Source organism: Kitasatospora sp. MAP12-44, from assembly GCF_029892095.1.
Taxonomy (GTDB): Bacteria; Actinomycetota; Actinomycetes; order Streptomycetales; family Streptomycetaceae; genus Kitasatospora.
Map to the genome: position 1 here is coordinate 1,894,516 of NZ_JARZAE010000004.1, position 18,036 is coordinate 1,912,551.

Genomic DNA, 18,036 nt, shown 5'->3' on the forward strand with positions numbered 1-18,036 from the left:
AGTGAAGAACCCATGCACACCTCCCCCGCGCGTACACCTGCGCGCTCGCTGCTGCGAGCGCTCAGCGCGTTGACAGCACTCGGCCTGCTGACCGCAGGCGCCGCCGCACTGCCCGCCATGGCCCAGGCGGCCACTCCAGTCGGCAGCGGTGCCGCGAGCCCGGCCGCGGTAGGTGTGCAGCAGGCGCTCGCGCAGGCCACGTCCTCGGGCAAGGCCGTTCAGGCCAGCGCGGCGACGACCAACAGCAGCACGCTGACCGCCAACCCCAACGGGACCCTGACCCTGAGCCAGTCCCTCGCGCCGGTCCGCAAGAAGGTGGGCGGCAGCTGGCACAACCTCGACGCGACGCTGGTGAAGAACGCCGACGGCAGCATCTCGCCATCGGTGTCCACCAGCGCCCTGTCGTTGTCCGGCGGCGGCAGCGGACCGCTGGCCTCCATGGACGACGCCGGACGGTCCCTGGCCGTCTCGCTGCCGATGGCCCTGCCGACACCGAGCCTCTCCGGCAGCACCGCCACCTACACGAACGTCCTGCCCTCGGTGGACCTGTCAGTGGTCGTGGACGCCCAAGGCGGTTTCGAGGACACCCTGATCGTCAAGACCGCGGCGGCCGCGGCGAATCCGGCGCTCAAGACCCTGCAGCTGGCCACCAAGACCAAGGCGCTGAAGCTGTCCGCGGACAGTGCGGGCAACGTGAGTGCGAAGGACGCGTCGGGCCACCCGGTCTACACCTCGCAGGCCGCCCAGATGTGGGACTCCGCGACGCAAGCCGTGTCCACCCCGTCAAAGACCGCCCCGCTCACGTCCTCCAAGGTCGAGGCCGCTGCGCCGAGCTCCGCACCGGTGGCCTCCGCGCCGCCGAGCGCACCGGTGACCGACCCGACCACGGGCAAGCTGGTCGACCCCGCCACTGGCCAGCCGATCGCCTCCTCGGCAACCGGCCCGGGCCTGGGCGCGCACACCGCACCGATCGCCACCAGCGTGTCCGCTCAGACGATCTCGCTCACCCCGACGGCATCCCTGCTCACCGGCCCCGGCACGGTGTACCCGGTCTACATCGACCCCACCTTCATCGCACCCTCGGCAGCCACCCCGCTGGACTCCTGGACCAATATCAACTCGAACTTCCACGGCACCAGTTACTGGAAGACGTCCGGCCAGCTGCAGGTCGGCGACCAGAACTGGCAGTCACCCACGTTCGTCTCACGGTCCTTCGTGCAGCTGTCGATACCGTCGCAGATCTACGACTCCACCATCCTGTCCTCCAGCCTGAACTTCACCGAGGACTGGTCGCCCTCGTGCAACGCCACCGGCGTGCAGTTGTGGCAGTCCAGCTACATCTCCTCCGGCACCACCTGGGACAACCCGCCCACCCTGAGCAACCAGGTCGGCGCCACCCAGACCGTCGCCCACGGCTACAACTCCTCCTGTCCCACCGCGGGCGTCGGCTTCGACATGTCCAGCGCGATGGCCAACGCCGCGCGGTACCACTGGTCTACGCTCACCCTGGGCCTCAAGGCCGCGGACGAGTCGGACCAGTACGGCTGGAAGCAGTTCGCGAACACCGTCACCTACGACACCACCTACGACCACGCCCCCAACACGCCCGACACCCTGAGCACCTCGCCGACCACCTCCTGCACCGGCAGCACGGTGGGAGACGGCGACGTGACCCTGTACGCCAGGGAAAGCGACCAGGACGGCGGCACCGTGGGTGTCGCATTCTCCGCGGTGAACCACGCCACCGGAGCCACCATCGCCAGCAGCGACTCCACCGTGCTGACCGCCCCCTCGGGCAGCACCCTCGCGCTGAAGATCCCCAAGGCAACCCTTGAAGCGGCCGCCAACAGCAAGGCCCTCCAAGTCGACTGGCAGGCCATGGGCAACGACTTCCACTTCACCAGTGGCTGGTCCAACCTGTGCTCCTTCACCTTCGACCCCACCCGGCCCGGCGCTCCGGTGATCACCCTGCCCAGCAACAGCGCCAACTGCCCCGTCACCGCCCCTGTGGCCGGCAGCAGCAACCCGCCGACCGTGGGCGCCATCGCTGAGAAGTGCGCCTTCACCATCAGCCCCGCTCCAGGTGGTGTCACCCCGTCCAGCTACGTCTACCAGCTCAACGGCGGCGCCCCGCACGCCCTGGCCGCCAGCAGCGGATCGGTCACGATCACGCCCGGCCGCATCACGAACACGCTGACAGTCACCAGCCTCTCGGCCGGCGCCAACTACGGCGACACGGCAAGTACGGTCTTCACCTCCGCCGCCCCCGCCACGCCCGCCGCCGACAGTGACCTCACCGGCAGCGGCATCGCGGACCTGCTCACCGTGGGCGGCCAGCACCAGCTGCCCGCCGGACTGTGGCTCAACTCGGGACAGGCCGGCCCCGGCCACCCCGGCAACGGCCATATCAACTCTTCCGCCACCGACATCGGCCTCCACGGCAGTGGAATCAACACCACGGGCGGCACCGGCACCGGCTCGCCCGCCGACTACGCCGGCGCGATCGCTTTCAGCGGCCGGTTCACCAACGACAACCTGCAGGACGTCCTGGTCTACTACCCCGCCGGCCCCCACGCCGGAGTGGGCGAGATCATCCCCGGAAACGGCGACGGCTCGGCCCTGAACTCCACCAGCGCCACGATCATCCAATCCGGGGCCCTGTTCGACAGCAACAACGACAGCCCTGTCCAGCTCGCCAATGCCGGAAACACCACCGGCGACAACAACCCCTACCCCGACCTGATCGGCATCTCCGGCGACGCCACCTCCGGCTACAGCCTGAACCTCTACCCCGGCAGCTCGCCGATCGGCACCTACGGCACCCAGGGCGGCATCGGCAACACCATCCCCGTCATCAACACCAGCACGGGCGCCCCCCTGCCCACTCCCGCCGGTGGGGCCGACTGGAACAGCTGGACCATCGCCACCACCCAGCTCCCCACCACCAGCCCCACCCCGGGCACGGCGATGTACCTGTGGAACAAGTCCACCGGCGACCTCTACCTGTGGACCGGCCTGGCCTACAACGCCACCACCGGCGCCCTGGGCTACACCCAGACCAAGGTCGCGGCCGGTTGGAACACCAACGCCGCGCTCACCCTGCAGGCGGCCGACATCAACGGTGACGGCACCCCGGACCTGTGGGCCACCGACGCCTCGGGCAAGGTGACCGCCAACCTGATGGCCGCTGGCGACAGTGCCTTCCAGGGCACCGCGCCCACCGACACCCTGGCCCCACTTGCTCACGCCTGGGACCTGGACGACCAGACCAGCGGCGCGGTGGGCGCCAACACGGCCACCGACCAGGCCGGCAGCACTCCCCTGCCGTTGTCCGCAGTCGGCACCGGCGCCCCCTCTTGGGGCACCGGCGACGTGTTCAGTCCCGACATCAGCATGAACACTGGTGTCGCCACCACCAGCCAGGCGCTGACCACCTCGGCGCCTGCCCTGAACCTCAGCGGCGATTTCAGTCTCTCGATCTGGGCCCGGCCCAACATCCTGGGCGGGGTGACCGTCTCGCAGAGCGGGGCCCACTCTTCGGGGCTGATCGTCTTCCCGGACGCCAACACCAAGCAGTGGTTCTTCTGCCTGGCTCCCACCGACACCACCGGCTGGGTCTACGACTGCGTGCACGGTTCCAGCGTCACCACGGGTGTCTGGACGCACCTGACCGTCACCTACAGTGCCGCGAACAAGCTCATGGCCCTGTACGTCAACGGCGTTGACGCCGCCAGCGGCCCGCACACCCCCGTCGCCTCCACGCTGTTCCGTGGCAACCTGGTCGTGGGCGACTACCTCTACAACAACGCGCCCTACTCCTACTTCAACGGAGCGGTCTCCCAACTGCAGACCTGGAGCCAGGCCCTGACCCCGAACCAGGTCGCCGGCGCCTCCGGAACCCCCGGTGCTGTGCTCTTTCCCTCCGACAGCACCACCTACCCCAGCGGATCCAGCTGGAGCAGCAACGCCAACACCATGTCCTTCAACCAGGGCCAGCTGACGGTCACCGTCGCCGGCAGCCCGCTCTACCAGGTCGGCACCGCAAGCAACCCGGGCGCGGTGATGACCATGCAGAGCGACGGCAACCTGGTCGCCTACCCGACCGCCACCGATGCCGCCAACCAGACCAACGCCCTGTGGGCCACCGGCACCAACGGCGACACGGGTGCGTCGCTGCTGCTGCAGCCCGACGGCAACCTGGTCCTCTACACCGCGAACGGCGCCCCGGCCTGGGTCAGTAACACCTCCTTCCTCGGCGCCGACCAGTGGCAGCTCACCAGTGCCACTGCCGGGGCCGACACTGCGGGTACCAACCCCGCCGCCCCCAGCAGCAGCGTCACCTGGGCCGCCAACCACGACGGCACCGCGAACGGTGCGGCTGTCTTCAACGGGACCGACTCCGTCGTCCGCGCCACCGCGCCCGCCGTCAACAGCAGCACCAGCTACACCGTCTCCTGTTGGCTGAAGATCAACGCCCTGTCCGGATCCCAGATCGCCCTGGGCCAGGGAACCGTCAACCACCAGGCCTTCTACCTCGGTTACAGCAACGCCATGGGCGGCTGGATCTTCCAGACGACCACGACCGACGACGCGTCCAGCGCCTTCCCGACCGCCATGTCGCCCGCCACCGCCGGCACCTGGACTCACCTGACCGGCGTCTACGACGTCGGCAGCCACACCATGACGCTCTACGTCAACGGCGTTGCCAAGGCCACCGCCACCAACACCACCCCCCAGTACAACACCGGCGGACCCCTCGACATCGGAGCCAACAGCCTCGCCGGCTCCACCGCCCTCTACGACCAGGTCAACGGCAGCGTCAGCGACGTCCGCACCTACCCCACCGCCCTGAGCGCCGCCCAGGTCACCACCCTCTACAGCAACTCCTCCTTGCTCAGCGCCGACCAGTGGCAGCTCACCAGTGCCACTGCCGGAGCCGACACTGCGGGTACCAACCCCGCCGCCCCCAGCAGCAGCGTCACCTGGGCCGCCAACCACGACGGCACCGCGAACGGTGCGGCTGTCTTCAACGGGACCGACTCCGTCGTCCGCGCCACCGCGCCCGCCGTCAACAGCAGCACCAGCTACACCGTCTCCTGTTGGCTGAAGATCAACGCCCTGTCCGGATCCCAGATCGCCCTGGGCCAGGGAACCGTCAACCACCAGGCCTTCTACCTCGGTTACAGCAACGCCATGGGCGGCTGGATCTTCCAGACGACCACGACCGACGACGCGTCCAGCGCCTTCCCGACCGCCATGTCGCCCGCCACCGCCGGCACCTGGACTCACCTGACCGGCGTCTACGACGTCGGCAGCCACACCATGACGCTCTACGTCAACGGCGTTGCCAAGGCCACCGCCACCAACACCACCCCCCAGTACAACACCGGCGGACCCCTCGACATCGGAGCCAACAGCCTCGCCGGCTCCACCGCCCTCTACGACCAGGTCAACGGCAGCGTCAGCGACGTCCGCACCTACCCCACCGCCCTGAGCGCCGCCCAGGTCACCACCCTCTACAGCAACTCCTGACCACTCCACACCAACCAACCTAGGGGGCCTGCAGCCACGCTGCAGGCCCCCTCGGGCTACCGTTCGGCCGACAACACAGGCAGCCGCCCGGACAGGCCAAAACCGACCGCTCGGCGCATGCCTTGGCGGCGGGTGCGGGGACGACAGGCCGGACCCGCCCCCCGGTGTCCCGCCGAACTCGCCGCCACCCGAACAGTCATCCCGTACGGTCGAGACCGTGCGCTGGTGGTGCCTGAAATTCGGACATGCCTGCGCCAATACCCCGCACCACCAGCACCCGAGGCCGGGGGACAAGTGGCGCCTCGACTAGTTAGTTCGTCGTGAAGATCAACGGCGAGCGGATTTACCTGTGGCGCGCGGTCGATGCCGACGGTAAGGCGCTCGACATCCTCATGCAGAGCCGACGGGACAGCGACGCGGCCGGCCAGTTCTTCAGAAAACTGCTGCAGAAGACCCGCACCGTGCCGCGCAAGATCGTGACCGACAAGCTCCGCTCCTACGGCGCCGCCCAACGGCAGGTGACGCCCTCAGTGGAGCACCGCTCGCACAAGGATCCGAACAACCGGGCCGAGAAATTCCCACCATCCGACCAGAGCGCGCGAACGCGCCATGAAAGGCTTCCGCAGCGCCGACGGAGCGCAGCGGTTCCCGTCCGCGTTCAGCGGCATCTCACCCCGCCTCCGGCCCCGCCGTCACCTTCTCACCAACACCGAACGCCGCATCGAAATGACCATCCGCTTAACGATCTGGAGACAAATCATCGGCGGCGAAATCGTCGGCACCGCCGACCTGCCCGCCACAGCCCGAGTCGGCGCCACCACTCAGCCCCACCACAATCTGCCCCCCCTGGCGTCCACACCCCAGCGCCCACACCCCGACCAACGTGACAGCACCCGAATCAGACATGTGCCCTGGATAAGATTCTGTGCACTAAGGTGCCCAGGTGAGCAGATCAACCACCGCACATCGGACAAGCCAGGCAGCTGTCGAACGAAAGCGTCCCTTCGACGTTCTCGCCAGGCCCTGGGTCCTCGCGCCGATCGTCGGCATCGCGGCCGGTGTGCTCATGCTGGTGCGGCTGTTCATACCCGGACCGGTCGGCATGGCCGACAACGGGGACGGGCCGAGCCGGATGTGCGGCCTGAACCTGGCCGTCCACGTCCCCAATGACTCCATGCGCTGGTTCAAGTTCCTGAACCCCCGGTACGACTACGGGCCGCACGGCGCCTGCACCGCGACCAACACCTACACCAGCAGTGAGCAACTGCTGATGCACCTGGCCAAGCCGCTGAGCCACCTCTGGGGCTACCCCGGGGCGTTCGACCTGCGGGCGCTCGGACTACTCTTCTGCGTCGTCGTCGCCTTCGTCTTCACGATCTTCGCGGCGGCGCTCCGCGGGCGCGTGATCGTGCGGTTGCTGATCTGCGCGGCACTGTTCGTCGTGGTGGGCGACACCGCCTTTGCCGGCTACTCGATATCTCCGTACAGCGAGCTGGCCGGGCTGGTCGGGATCCTTTTCGTGACCGCCGGGGCGATGCACTTCGGCGGCAGTACCAGGGCCAAACAGGGCGGCCTGCTGCTGTTCACGGCGGGGGCGGTGCTGGCCATCACCTCCAAGACCCAGGCGGTAACCCTGGTCGTCCCGTTCGCCGCACTGCTGCTGGTGGTCCGGGTGCCGCTCTCCGGCCTGCCGCTCTCCCGACTGCGCAGCCGGGTCGCCCCCAGGCTGCTGCCAGCCGTCGCCGTGCTGCTGATCTCCGTCTCGGGGGTCTTCACCATGCAGACCCAGATGAAAGCATTCGAGCCGATCAACCGCACCGAGATGATCTTCGACGGCGTCCTCGCCCACAGCTCCGACCCGTCGCAGACCGCCAAGGATCTGGGCCTCCCGCAGCACTTCGTCCAGTACGAGGGCTACGACTGGTGGGCCGCCCACGCGCCGGAGAAGGACCCGCAGTTCCCCGAGATCGCGGACAAGATGACCTACGGCAACATCGCCACCTACCTGGTCGAGCACCCCGGCGTCGCCGCCAGCATCACCCTCGGCGGCATGGACAACTTCGCCGCCGCCCACCCGAACTACTTGGGCTCCTACCCGGCAAAGACCGGCCACCCGGCCGGCACGCTGGAGTCCCGGCTGGCGCTCTACAGCGACTTCGCCCGCGCGACCGGGCGGGCCCTCGTCCCCGGCCTGCTGGCGCTCGGCGTGTTCGGCTTCTTCTGGTACCGCAGGATCCGGGACAACCAGCGCCGCACCGCCTTCGTCACAGTGATGGTCTGCATGATCGGTGTGGTGGTGGCCCAGTTCACCTCTGCGGTCTACGGCGAGGCGATCGAGGACACCAAGCACCTGGTCTACGGCATCTTCGCGGGCGGCCTCGCTATCGTGCTGACGGCTGCCGCCGCCTTCTGCTGCCCGCCGGGAATCAGCAAGGACGCCAACGACCTGGACACCCCCGCGAGGCCCTGACCCCGTCCACGGTCGACGTGTCGGGATCACAAAATTCGACTCTGTCGCTGATCTTGTGATCGTGCGGGTCAGGTCCGTCAGGAGTATCCGCCCGCGGAGGAAGTCCAGGCCGGCCCGCCCGAATCCTTGCCTTTTGACTAGTTTCGCCCGCGTGACCTGGCCCTCGACCTGACCGGGGCGGGCGAGGGCCTGCCCATGCGAGATATTGAACGGCGCTGTCGGCACTCCCGCCTTTAACCAGATCGCTGCCTACGGCTAGGCCCAGTGCCGGCAGGCGGCCTGGCCGACTTCGCGGCCATCGCGCCGCTGTCCTGGCCGCCCAGCCCTCACCGAACGCGCCAGCCCCGCCGGTCACGGTCCTTCCAGTTCCAGCACCGCAGAGGCCCACTCCAGGTTGGCGAATCGTTCAAGTCCCCCCTCGGACACAGACCGTGAGCCTACGGGTTCCGGAGAAGTGCTGGTTGAGATCCATCTCAACCAGCACTTTTTGCTTTCCCGGATTGTAGGTAAGGACCAGTCCGAGCTGTTGGTAGAGCGCGGCTCGGTCGGCGAGGACGGCGACCAGGTCGCACTATTGGCTCGGGCGAGGGCTGCGATGTCGTCGCGGGTCAACTGGGCGGAGCGGGCGGTCTCTGAAGAACCCGCAGCGCGGTTCAGTAGCCCTTGACGAAGTTGATCACGTACCACTTGACGGCAGTGGCGTTGTAGACCGCGGTGAGGAAGTCCCGCTTGTTCGGCGTTGTGGTGAGTGTGGTCGAGGAGATGGTGGTCCCCAGGCCGAATGCGGAACTGAGGATGAGGGCGCGGCTTCCGGTGCCGTCCTGGATGAGCTCCCAGGTGATGCGTTGGCCGTCCGTGGGGTTGGTGGGGGTGCCCAGCGTTCTGTTGCCTTTGAGGGTGACGCGGAAGAGGTTTCCCAGTGCGGCGTTGGTGGCGATGGTGGCCGCGTCGGTGAGGGTGACGGGGGCGGGGTTGACCTTCGCGTCGACGTAGTCCTTTCTCGTCAGGTGTTCGGCCGACGTCGGTGCGGCGGTGGTGGAGACGTTGCCTTCGTAGTAGGCGGAGTTCGAGCCGTAGACGAAACCGCTGGCCACCGTGCCGCCGGCGGTGTCGTTGATGATGTTGGTGTAGCCCGCCAGCGACAGGGGCGCCACGTTGCTGCAGTCGCCGAGGGTGGCCGAACAGCCGGCGTCGACCGTGACCGAGTTGACCGCCGAGCCGGCGGGCGTGTTCTCGGCGAAACCGAGGATGCTGACCGCTCGTGCGGCACCGGTGACCCAGATGCTGATGCTCGGGCTGTTGTAGGTGAAGGAGTTGTACAGGCCCACCCCGATCGCGGCGTTGATCTTCCAGCCGTAGCCGTTGTATCCGGTGCCGCGGTTGACCGCGGATTCGGCGCCGCATCCGGTGAAGCTGATGCCCTGACTGCCGATGCCGGTCACCTCGTAGCCGATGCCGCAGTAGTCGGCGGCGCAGCCGACGAAGGAGCAGTAGGCCATGGTGTCGACATGGAAGCCGGCGTTGGTGTTGGTGTCGGCGTAGCAGGACGCGAATGAGCAACTCGTCCCTGCAGCACCTCCGGAGACACCGTGGATGCTCCAGCCGTGGTTGCCGTTGTTGGCCGAGGTCACGCCCTCGAACGTGGACACGATCGGGTTGGAGAGGTCGATTCCGGTGTCGCCGAAGAACTTCACGGTCATCCGCGCGAACGCCAGCGAGACGGTCGCGGGGTTGGCCGATCGGGTGAGCACGATCCCCTTGCCGCTGCCGCTGCCCGGCCCTTGGATGGTGAGATCCTGGACGGTCAACCGGGTGATGTCCGAGCCGGTCAGCCCGTTGGCGGTGGTGCTGCTCTGTGCGATCACCGACGAGCCGTCACTGACCCCCTCAAGAACGAGGTTGGAGCGGGCCACCAGCACTGAGGAGATCTTGTAGGTACCCGCGGGGAAAACGACCGTTCCGCCGGAGGAGGGCACCGCGTTGATCGCGGTTTGAATCGCGGTGGTGTCGTCCGTGACGCCATTGCCGGTCGCGCCATAGTCCAGGACGTTGAACCAGTAACTGGTGGCCATGATGATCTCCGTCCAAGCTCGCACTGTCGGTGGAGGGTGCTGCAGCTGGGGCTGGTACTTCACCAGGGTCCGGTGGCCAGCCCCAACGGTCGCTCAGAGCGATTCAAGCTGAGTCCGTGATGGGAGCCTGGCCGCGTCAGAGCTGTACTCGGTCATGGAATCCGGTACGGGCCGGCCAGGTAACGGGTGAGGGCACGTTCGTCGCCGTGCCACGCCGGAATGCGATTTCACTGCACCTACTTAGCGTAACGGATGAAGCACTCTTCGTAAAGGGACTCGGTATTCCATCGCGCCGATGGTTCGTGGTGGCACTGTCGGCTTCTCGGTCATGACGCCACGACAGGCATCCAGCGCCACGCCGGGCGACCGCGCCCACCGAGACGGCTCCCCTCGCACGTCTCCCCGGCGTGCCAGCGCTACGGGCCGTCATGTGCGGGGCATCCTGGGCCGGTGAGAGCAGATCGACGAGGCGAGCGCTCGCCCGGGCGGGTCCTGGGCGTTTCCGGGGACCGATCGTCTCCCCAGGCCCTCGACTGGTGGCGTGACGCGGTCTGCTACCAGGTCTACCTGCGCAGTTTCGCCGATGGAGACGGTGACGGCGTCGGGGACCTCGCCGGGCTTCACCAACGCCTGTACCACCTGGTCGATCTGGGGGTGGACGCTCTGTGGGTCAACCCGTGGTTCCCCTCGCCGATGGTCGACGGAGGCTACGACGTCGCCGACTACCGGGCCATCGATCCCGTCTTCGGCACCCTGACCGATGCCCGGGAGTTGATCGAGGAGATCCACGCTCTGGGCCTGCGGATCCTGATCGACATCGTGCCGAACCACACCTCCTCCCATCACCCGTGGTTCCGCGAGGCGCTGGCGGGCGGCCCGGACTGCGTCGAGCGTGACCGCTACATCTTCAGGCCGGGCAGCGGCCCGGGGGGTGACACCCCGCCCAACAACTGGCGCAGCGTCTTCGGTGGTTCCGCGTGGACCCGCATCGTCGAACCCGACGGCGGGGCCGGCCCGTGGTATCTCCATCTGTTCGCTCCCGAGCAACCCGACCTCAACTGGGACAGTCGTCTGGTCCGCCGTGAATTCGAGTCGATCCTGCGGTTCTGGTTCGATCTGGGCGTCGACGGGATCCGCATCGACGTTGCGCACGCCATGGTCAAGGCCCCGGGTCTACCCGACCTGGGTCCCCTGGACATGGAACTCGTCGCGTCGGCGGCCCATCCCGATCATCCCCACTGGGATCGCGAAGGGGTCCACGAGATCTTCCGCGGCTGGCGCGCGGTGGCCGACTCCTACCCCGAGCCTCGCGTGTTCGTCGCCGAGGCGTGTGCACGCGCCTCCGAGCGCCTGGCCCGCTACGTCCGGGCCGATGAACTGCACACCGCCTTCAACTTCGACTATCTGACAGCCCCGTGGCGGGCGGCACACCTGCGCCTCGCGATCGACAGCTCCCTGACCGCGATGGGCGCCGTAGGTGCCCCAGCGACCTGGGCGCTCTCCAACCACGATGTCGTGCGGCACCTCACCCGCTTCGGGAGGCCGCAGCCCGACGGCCCGGTCCACACCCTCGCCAACCACTCTCCGCCCGGCCCGGTCGACCTGGCCCTGGGCACGCGGCGTGCACGGGCGGCCGCCCTGCTCATGCTGGCACTTCCGGGCTCCGTCTACCTGTACCAGGGCGAGGAACTGGGTCTGTGGGAGGTCGAGGACCTGCCCGACGAGACCCTGCAGGACCCCACCTGGGAGCGGTCGGGGCGCACCGACCGCGGCCGCGACGGCTCCCGCCTGCCGATGCCCTGGTCCGGCGACGCCCCGCCGTTCGGCTTCAGCCCCGAAGGCGCCGGCGCACTTCCATGGCTGCCACAGCCGCCGCACTGGAAGCATCTCACCGCCCAGTCACAGCGCGGCGACGAGCGGTCGATGCTCGAGCTCTACCGCAGGGCCCTGCACATCCGCCGGATCCACCCGGCCCTGGGCGACGGGGCGTTGGTCTGGGACCGTACGGCCGTGCCCGACCTGCTGTCGTTCACACGCCCCTCCGGCTTCCAATGCATCGTCAACTTCGGCCCACAGGCGGTTCGCCTGGCGGACCACCGGGAGGTGTTGCTGAGCAGTGTTCGCCTGCAGGACGGGCTGCTGCCCGGCGACGCGGCCGTCTGGCTGGCCCGATGACATCCCTGGACCGCGTCCGGGGAGCATGGAACTCGACCACCGAAGAACGAGGTTGGCAGCAGATGTCTGAATCGGTGAATCGTCCACGGTTCGGAGCGCGGCCAGTCGGGGGAGTCATCTGGTCGGCTACTGGTCAATCCCCCTCCGTGCCCGCCCGATTCCAGAGGAAGTCGTGGATGAGGGCCTGGTGGACGTGGGTGATGCTGCTGGCCTTGGTCTCCACTGGCACCGATCTCGGATCTGCCTCGCGTGGGGAGACTTCTTTCACGGTCCGCAGAGTCACCAGTGGGGCCTATATCCCCGACCCCTCCGGGGATCCTGCCGGATGGCACGACCAGTTGGACCGCTACGACGCTGCCGTCAGGCGCCGGCCAAGCGTGGTGCAGTGGTACGTCCAGTGGGAGGGACGGCAACCGTTCCCCGCCTCCGACGCCGCCTACGTCCGCTCGCGCGACCAGACGCCGCTCATCACGTGGGAGTCCTGGGACTGGACCGGCGACGCGAACCAGCCCGCCTACGCACTGTCGAACATCCTCGCCGGGAACTTCGACACCTACATCACACAGTGGGCGACCGCCGCGAGGGCCTTCGGCACCACCGTCTACCTGCGGTGGGGCGCGGAGATGAACGGGAACTGGAACCCATGGGATCCGGGAGTCAACGGGAACACCACCGCGCAGTACGTGGCGACGTGGAAACACATCCGCGCCATCTTCACCACAGTCGGCGCAACCAACGTGAAGTGGCTGTGGACGCCGATCAACCAGTACGCCGACTCGACTCCCCTGTCCGAGCTCTACCCGGGCGACGAGTACGTGGACCTGGTGGGCGTCGACGGCTACAACTGGGGCACCTCCCGCAGCGGAAGCACCTGGCAGAGCTTCACCGAGGTCTTCAACCCCACCATCGCCACCATCCGCACCCTCACCCCGAAGCCGCTCTGGCTCACGGAGGTCGGCTGCACGGAGCTGGGCGGCGACAAGGCCTCCTGGATCACAGCCATGTTCGCCGCCATCGACGGCGACAACCGGATCAGCGCACTGGTGTGGTTCAACGCCGACAAGGAGACCGACTGGCGGGTCTGGTCCTCTCCCGCAGCCTTGAGCGCCTTTCGGGCAGGCATCGCATCCCCGCTCTACACCTCCGCGTGAGGCGGGAGTACAGATCCGCGGCAGCCCCCAGCGGTGAACATGATGCTCCGTTCGGGGCAATAGCCCCTACGACCGCCGCAGCACCGGCGTGACAATCCACTAGGTGCACCTCCCCGGCTTCGGCCTGACCGCCTGGGTGCTGCGGAATGCTGAGGAGTCGCTGGTGGGCATGTTCGGACCGACGCGGAGACAGACACGCAAAGAGGCACGGGGGCCCGCGTTCGTGCGCAGACCCAGGAACCTGACCCGGGAGGGCCGGACCAAGCCCGGCCACATTTCCGACCTGCGGCACGCAGGACCCGGCCGGATCGTCGTGCTGGTGCCCGCGCACAACGAGGAAGCGCTCATCGGCGAGACCCTGGAGTCGCTCGCGGCCCAGACCAGGCCCCCGGACGAGGTCATCGTGGTCGCCGACCGCTGCACCGACCTCACGGCTGAAATCAGCGCCGCCCACGGCGCCGAGGCCGTCGAGACGGTCGGCAACACGCAGGACAAGGCAGGCGCCCTCAACCAGGTCCTGGCCCGGCTGCTGCCGTTGCTGTCCGACGACGACGCCGTCATGGTCATGGACTCCGACACATCTCTGTCACCCCAGTTCATCGCCGAGGCAGGCCGACGCCTGCGCCACCAGGAAACGGACCAAGCGCCCATCGGCGGTGTGGGCGCCATCTTCTTCGGCTACCCCCTGCGCGGTCTGGTCTGCCATCTGCAGAACAACGAGTACGTGCGCTACGCGCGTGAACTCCACCGCCGCCACGGCCGCGCCGACGTCCTGACCGGCACCGCCTCCCTCTACCCGGTGCACGCCCTGCGCCAGGTCCACGAGGCCCGCTCCCACGGCTCCCTCCCCCGAGGGCGGGACGTCTACGACGTGGAGTCGCTGACCGAGGACAACGAACTGACCCTCGCCCTCAAACACCTGGGCTACCGGTGCGTATCACCGTGCGCCTGCATCGTGGGCACCGAACTCATGCCCACCTGGTCCCGGTTGTACTACCAGCGGCTGCGCTGGCAGCGCGGCGCCCTGGACAACCTCAAGGCCTACGGCGTCACCCGGGTCACGCTGCCCTATGTATGCCGGCAACTGCTCACCTACCTCAGCGTGGCCTTCGTCCCCTTCTTCCTCACCGTCCTGCTGTACTACACCGTCAGCAAGGGCTTCCCCGGGTGGCCGTGGTTCTGGCTCGCGATCACCTCCGTCGCCGCCTTCGAACGTATCTGGGCCGCCAAACGCGGCGGATGGAAGGCCCTGCTCCTGGCCGCCGCGATCGTGCCGGAGGTCCTCTTCGACCAGTTCCTCAACGTGATCTATACCAAGGCACTCATCGACATACTGACCGGCACAGGCGCCACCTGGGAACGCACGCACAGCCGCGGCCGTCGCCTGCGCGAGGCGATCACCACTGCGGTGGGCTTCACCCTCCTGCTCGCCTCCGTCGTGGGCCTGGCATTCGCCTGTATCGCACTCGGGATCGCCTGGACCCTGATCGCGCTCTTCGTCCTGTGCGGCGTTGCCGCGGCCGTTGTCCGCCTCAGCCGCCTTCACCCCCTCGGCCTCCTCCTCTCCCTGCCCAGCGGCGAGCAGATGCACGGTGAAATTCCACCCTGGCACCAATGACGCGCTGTCAGGAGATGTGAAGCGGAGTGGTTCTGTTCCAGCGCCATGGCCATCAATCGCAGCACCGTGCTGCGCCAGGCCCTGCTCTTCATGCCGCTGCTCACCCTCGCGATCACCTTCGGCGGCCGACTGATCGCGGACGTCTGCCAGGGCTATCTGGGCCCACTCAGCTGGCACCTGCTCCCCGGGCTGCTGATCGGTGTCGGCGGCGGCCTCGCCGGCACCGTCTGCTACGCCCTCGCGCTGACCACCTGGGGCCAGTGGGTGCTCTTCACACGGATCTGGCTGCCCCTGACCGGACGGCTTCCGTGGGCGACGATCGCCTTCCTCGACGACGCCTACCAGCGCGGAGTGCTACGCCAGGTCGGAGCCGTCTACCAGTTCCGCCACGCGCGGCTCCAAACTCACCTCAGCCCCGCCCCTCACGAACCGGAGCACGATGGATACGCGGATGCGGCGGGGGCGATCACCTTGCCACCGTCGTGAACGGGGCCGGTAGGCGGAGGGCACTGGCTGCGGCGCTGCCGCCCGGGACGGGTGCCCGGGCGGCAGCGCCGTACCTGCGTGCCGAGGGCCCTCGGGTCAGACGGCCTCGAGCGGGACCGCGGGGGACCGCAGGCCGAGTTCCCAGCCGCTCCATTGGCCGGTGCTGCGGTTCAGCCAGTTCTCGTACACCTGGCCGTCGGTGCCGAGCAGGTAGCTGATGTCCACCCCGTTGGCGTCCTTGGTGGAACTCGGGTTGCCGAGGAAGGTGACGCCGGTGGGGAGCGGGGAGTTGTTGTAGTGCGCCCAGCCGGTCCAGGGGCCGGCGCCGGGGTTGACCTGGTGGGATTCCTGGAGGTCGCCGTTGCTGTCGATGGCGGTGACGACCAGGCGGCCGGTGCTGTTGACGTAGACGCTGGGCGAACTGACCAGGCGGGTACCGGCGAGCGGGGTGCCGAGGCCGAGTTCCCAGCCGCTCCATTGGCCGGTGGTGCGGTTCAGCCAGTTCTCGTACACCTGCCCGTCGGAACCGGTCAGGTAGCTGACGTCGACTCCGTTGACGTCGTGGTACGAGGCGGGGCTGCCCTTGAAGGTGACGCCGGTGGGGAGCGGGGAGTTGTTGTAGTGGGCCCAGCCGGTCCAGGGGCCGGCGCCGGGGTTGACCTGGTGGGACTCCTGGAGGTCGCCGTTGCTGTCGATGGCGGTGACGACCAGGCGGCCGGTGCTGTTGACGTAGACGCTGGGCGAACTGACCAAGTGGGTACCGGCGAGCGGGGTGCCGAGGCCGAGTTCCCAGCCGCTCCATAGGCCGGTGCTGCGGTTCAGCCAGTTCTCGTACACCTGCCCGTCGGAACCGGTGACGTAGCAGACGTTCACGCCGTTGACGTCGGTGGTGGCGATCGCGGTACCGGTGAAGGTGACCCCGGTCGGCAGCGGCGAGCTGTTGTAGTGGTGCCAGCCGGTCCAGGTGGTGGCGCCGGGCGAGGTCTGGTAGTTCTCCTGGACGTCCCCGTTGGTGTCGATCGCGACCACCACACTGGCGCCGAATTTGTCCACGAAGGCGCTCGGCGAGCTGACGAAGGTGGTGCCGGTCATCGGCGCGCCCAGGTTCAGCTCCCACCCCGACCAGTTGCCCGCGCCGGGCGCCTGCTGGTAGTCCTCCCAGATCTGGCCGTCCTTGCCGAGCCCGTAGACCACCACCGCGCCGTTGTGGTTGTTGATGGTCACGCCCGCGCTGGTCGGGGCCGCGTGCACGCCGTTCTGCACGGTGAAGTCGACGCCCTGGTAGCTGTGGGTGGCACCGTCGGTCCCGAGCGCGGAGAGGGCGAGCGTGTAGGAGCCGTCGCGCAAGGTCGTCGTGTCGAGTCTGACGTGGAAGTGGTCGGGCTCGTAGCTGGAGGACAGGTCGACCGAGGCGCCCGTGGGGCTGGTGATCACGTAGTGGAGCGTAGCGACCAGGCCGTACTGCGAGGCGCGGGCGACGAGGTCGACCGGTCCGCTGACAGTCTGGTTCTGGCTCAGACCGCCGAAGACAAAGCCGAGTTGGGGGGCGGTACCGAAGCGGTAGTAGCCGACGTTGCTGGCGGGCGGGGTCCAGGTGCGGTAGCGGACCAGGCCGGTCGCGGGGTCGGTGTCGACGACCTGGAAGGAGCCGCCGGGGTTGTCGGCGACGATGATCGCGGTGTCGAGGGTGTCGGTGCCGGTGGTGCCCTGCTGGATCAGGTCCCCCTTGATGGCGGTGGCGGCGGTGACCGCCGTCGCGCCGGCTGCGAGCAGGCTCTGCTGGTACTCGCCGCCGGTGGGTGCGGGGTACTGGGTGCCGCCGCTGCCGAGGGAGAGGACGCAGTCGGCGAAGTCGCGGGACTTCGCACCACCGGTCCGGCCGGCGGCGGTGCAGGCAGCGGTGCCGGGTCCGGCCGGGTTGCCCAGGGCGTCGAGGCGGTAGTAGCTGAGCGCCTTGTCGGCGATGGTGCCGTTGTCGTACGTGCCGGTGGCGTGGGCGGCGGTCGCGGTGAGAACCGGGGCCAGCAGGCCGGTGGCGGCTGCGAGGGCGAGGGCGGCGGTGCGACGATGCGGCGTCGGGCGTGTCATGCGGATCCCCGTTGGTGTAAGACGGCCCGGTGGGCCGGATGCGGTGGATCATGATTCAGGCTGACGGCTTGTCACGTCCAGACTTCGGGCAGCCAAATCGGCATTGACTCAAAGGCATCGGGTGTCCATCGGGTGTCCGGAAGGCGGGGGCGTGGGCTCGGCGCCGTGATGCGGTGTCACGCCGTCGAGTCCGCGGCTGCGGCCTTCATGGCGAGGACGAGGCTTCGTGGCCGCAGGTCCGTCCAGGTCGCGTTGACGTACTCCACGCAGCGCTCGCGGGTGTCGGCCTGGTGGGCGACCGTCCAGCCCTCCGGGACGGCCGTGGCGACCGGCCAGAGCGAGTGCTGCCCCTCGTCGTTGACCAGGACGACGAAGGTTGCCTGCGGGTCGTCGAACGGGTTGGCCATGGTGCTTGCCCCTTTGCTGATGGAAGGTCAGGTGTGG

The 18,036-nt window shown here is 68.3% G+C and carries 9 protein-coding genes and 1 pseudogene; 7 read left to right on the forward strand and 3 right to left on the reverse strand.

Annotated elements, in window-relative coordinates:
- Nucleotides 1–12 precede the first annotated feature (12 nt).
- The 3 genes and pseudogenes from P3T34_RS09070 (at nucleotide 13) to P3T34_RS09080 (ending at nucleotide 8,002) form a co-directional block, all read left to right on the forward strand.
- Nucleotides 13–5,532: a LamG-like jellyroll fold domain-containing protein gene (locus tag P3T34_RS09070; RefSeq protein WP_280665492.1), complete on the forward strand. Its 5,520-nt coding sequence runs from the start codon at nucleotides 13–15 to the stop codon at nucleotides 5,530–5,532.
- A 211-nt stretch (nucleotides 5,533–5,743) separates the two neighbouring features.
- Nucleotides 5,744–6,288, forward strand: a pseudogene (locus P3T34_RS09075) (IS6 family transposase); the annotation flags it as partial.
- A 187-nt stretch (nucleotides 6,289–6,475) separates the two neighbouring features.
- A complete protein-coding gene (locus P3T34_RS09080; protein WP_280672672.1) occupies nucleotides 6,476–8,002 on the forward strand; it encodes a hypothetical protein in 1,527 nt (508 codons plus the stop codon).
- Between the two features lie 653 nt (nucleotides 8,003–8,655).
- Here the strand turns inward: P3T34_RS09080 and P3T34_RS09085 are convergent.
- Entirely contained in the window at nucleotides 8,656–10,074 is a 1,419-nt protein-coding gene (locus tag P3T34_RS09085; protein ID WP_280665493.1) for a glycosyl hydrolase family 28-related protein, read from the reverse strand.
- Between the two features lie 492 nt (nucleotides 10,075–10,566).
- Here P3T34_RS09085 and P3T34_RS09090 point away from each other — a divergent pair, with 492 nt between their 5' ends.
- The 4 genes from P3T34_RS09090 to P3T34_RS09105 all read left to right on the forward strand — a co-directional run bounded on the left by P3T34_RS09090 (nucleotide 10,567) and on the right by P3T34_RS09105 (nucleotide 15,504).
- Nucleotides 10,567–12,249, forward strand: a complete 1,683-nt coding sequence (locus P3T34_RS09090; protein ID WP_280671913.1) for an alpha-amylase family glycosyl hydrolase — start codon at nucleotides 10,567–10,569, stop codon at nucleotides 12,247–12,249.
- Nucleotides 12,250–12,626: 377 nt separating this feature from the next.
- Nucleotides 12,627–13,400 carry a glycosyl hydrolase gene (locus P3T34_RS09095; protein ID WP_280665494.1) on the forward strand — a complete coding sequence of 258 codons (774 nt, stop codon included), beginning with the start codon at nucleotides 12,627–12,629 and terminating at the stop codon, nucleotides 13,398–13,400.
- 223 nt (nucleotides 13,401–13,623) lie between these two features.
- Entirely contained in the window at nucleotides 13,624–15,018 is a 1,395-nt protein-coding gene (locus P3T34_RS09100) for a glycosyltransferase family 2 protein (protein ID WP_280665495.1), read from the forward strand.
- A 45-nt stretch (nucleotides 15,019–15,063) separates the two neighbouring features.
- The gene (locus P3T34_RS09105; protein ID WP_280665496.1) at nucleotides 15,064–15,504 is read left to right on the forward strand and encodes a hypothetical protein; all 441 of its coding nucleotides are present in this window, start codon (nucleotides 15,064–15,066) and stop codon (nucleotides 15,502–15,504) included.
- A 96-nt stretch (nucleotides 15,505–15,600) separates the two neighbouring features.
- On the opposite strand, the gene P3T34_RS09110 is transcribed toward P3T34_RS09105, so the two are convergent.
- Complete coding sequence (locus tag P3T34_RS09110) at nucleotides 15,601–17,592, reverse strand: hypothetical protein (protein ID WP_280665497.1); 1,992 nt, start codon at nucleotides 17,590–17,592, stop codon at nucleotides 15,601–15,603.
- Nucleotides 17,593–17,768: 176 nt separating this feature from the next.
- Nucleotides 17,769–17,999, reverse strand: coding sequence for an MbtH family protein (locus P3T34_RS09115; protein ID WP_280665498.1), 231 nt, complete (start codon nucleotides 17,997–17,999; stop codon nucleotides 17,769–17,771).
- Between the last annotated feature and the right edge of the window lie 37 nt (nucleotides 18,000–18,036).

Excerpts from the sequence above, each read along its gene's own strand:
- P3T34_RS09070 (WP_280665492.1), top strand. The coding sequence starts at position 13 with ATGCACACCTCCCCCGCGCGTACACCTGCGCGCTCGCTGCTGCGAGCG.
- P3T34_RS09085 (WP_280665493.1), bottom strand. The coding sequence starts at position 10,074 with ATGGCCACCAGTTACTGGTTCAACGTCCTGGACTATGGCGCGACCGGC.
- P3T34_RS09105 (WP_280665496.1), top strand. The coding sequence starts at position 15,064 with ATGGCCATCAATCGCAGCACCGTGCTGCGCCAGGCCCTGCTCTTCATG.
- P3T34_RS09110 (WP_280665497.1), bottom strand. The coding sequence starts at position 17,592 with ATGACACGCCCGACGCCGCATCGTCGCACCGCCGCCCTCGCCCTCGCA.
- P3T34_RS09115 (WP_280665498.1), bottom strand. The coding sequence starts at position 17,999 with ATGGCCAACCCGTTCGACGACCCGCAGGCAACCTTCGTCGTCCTGGTC.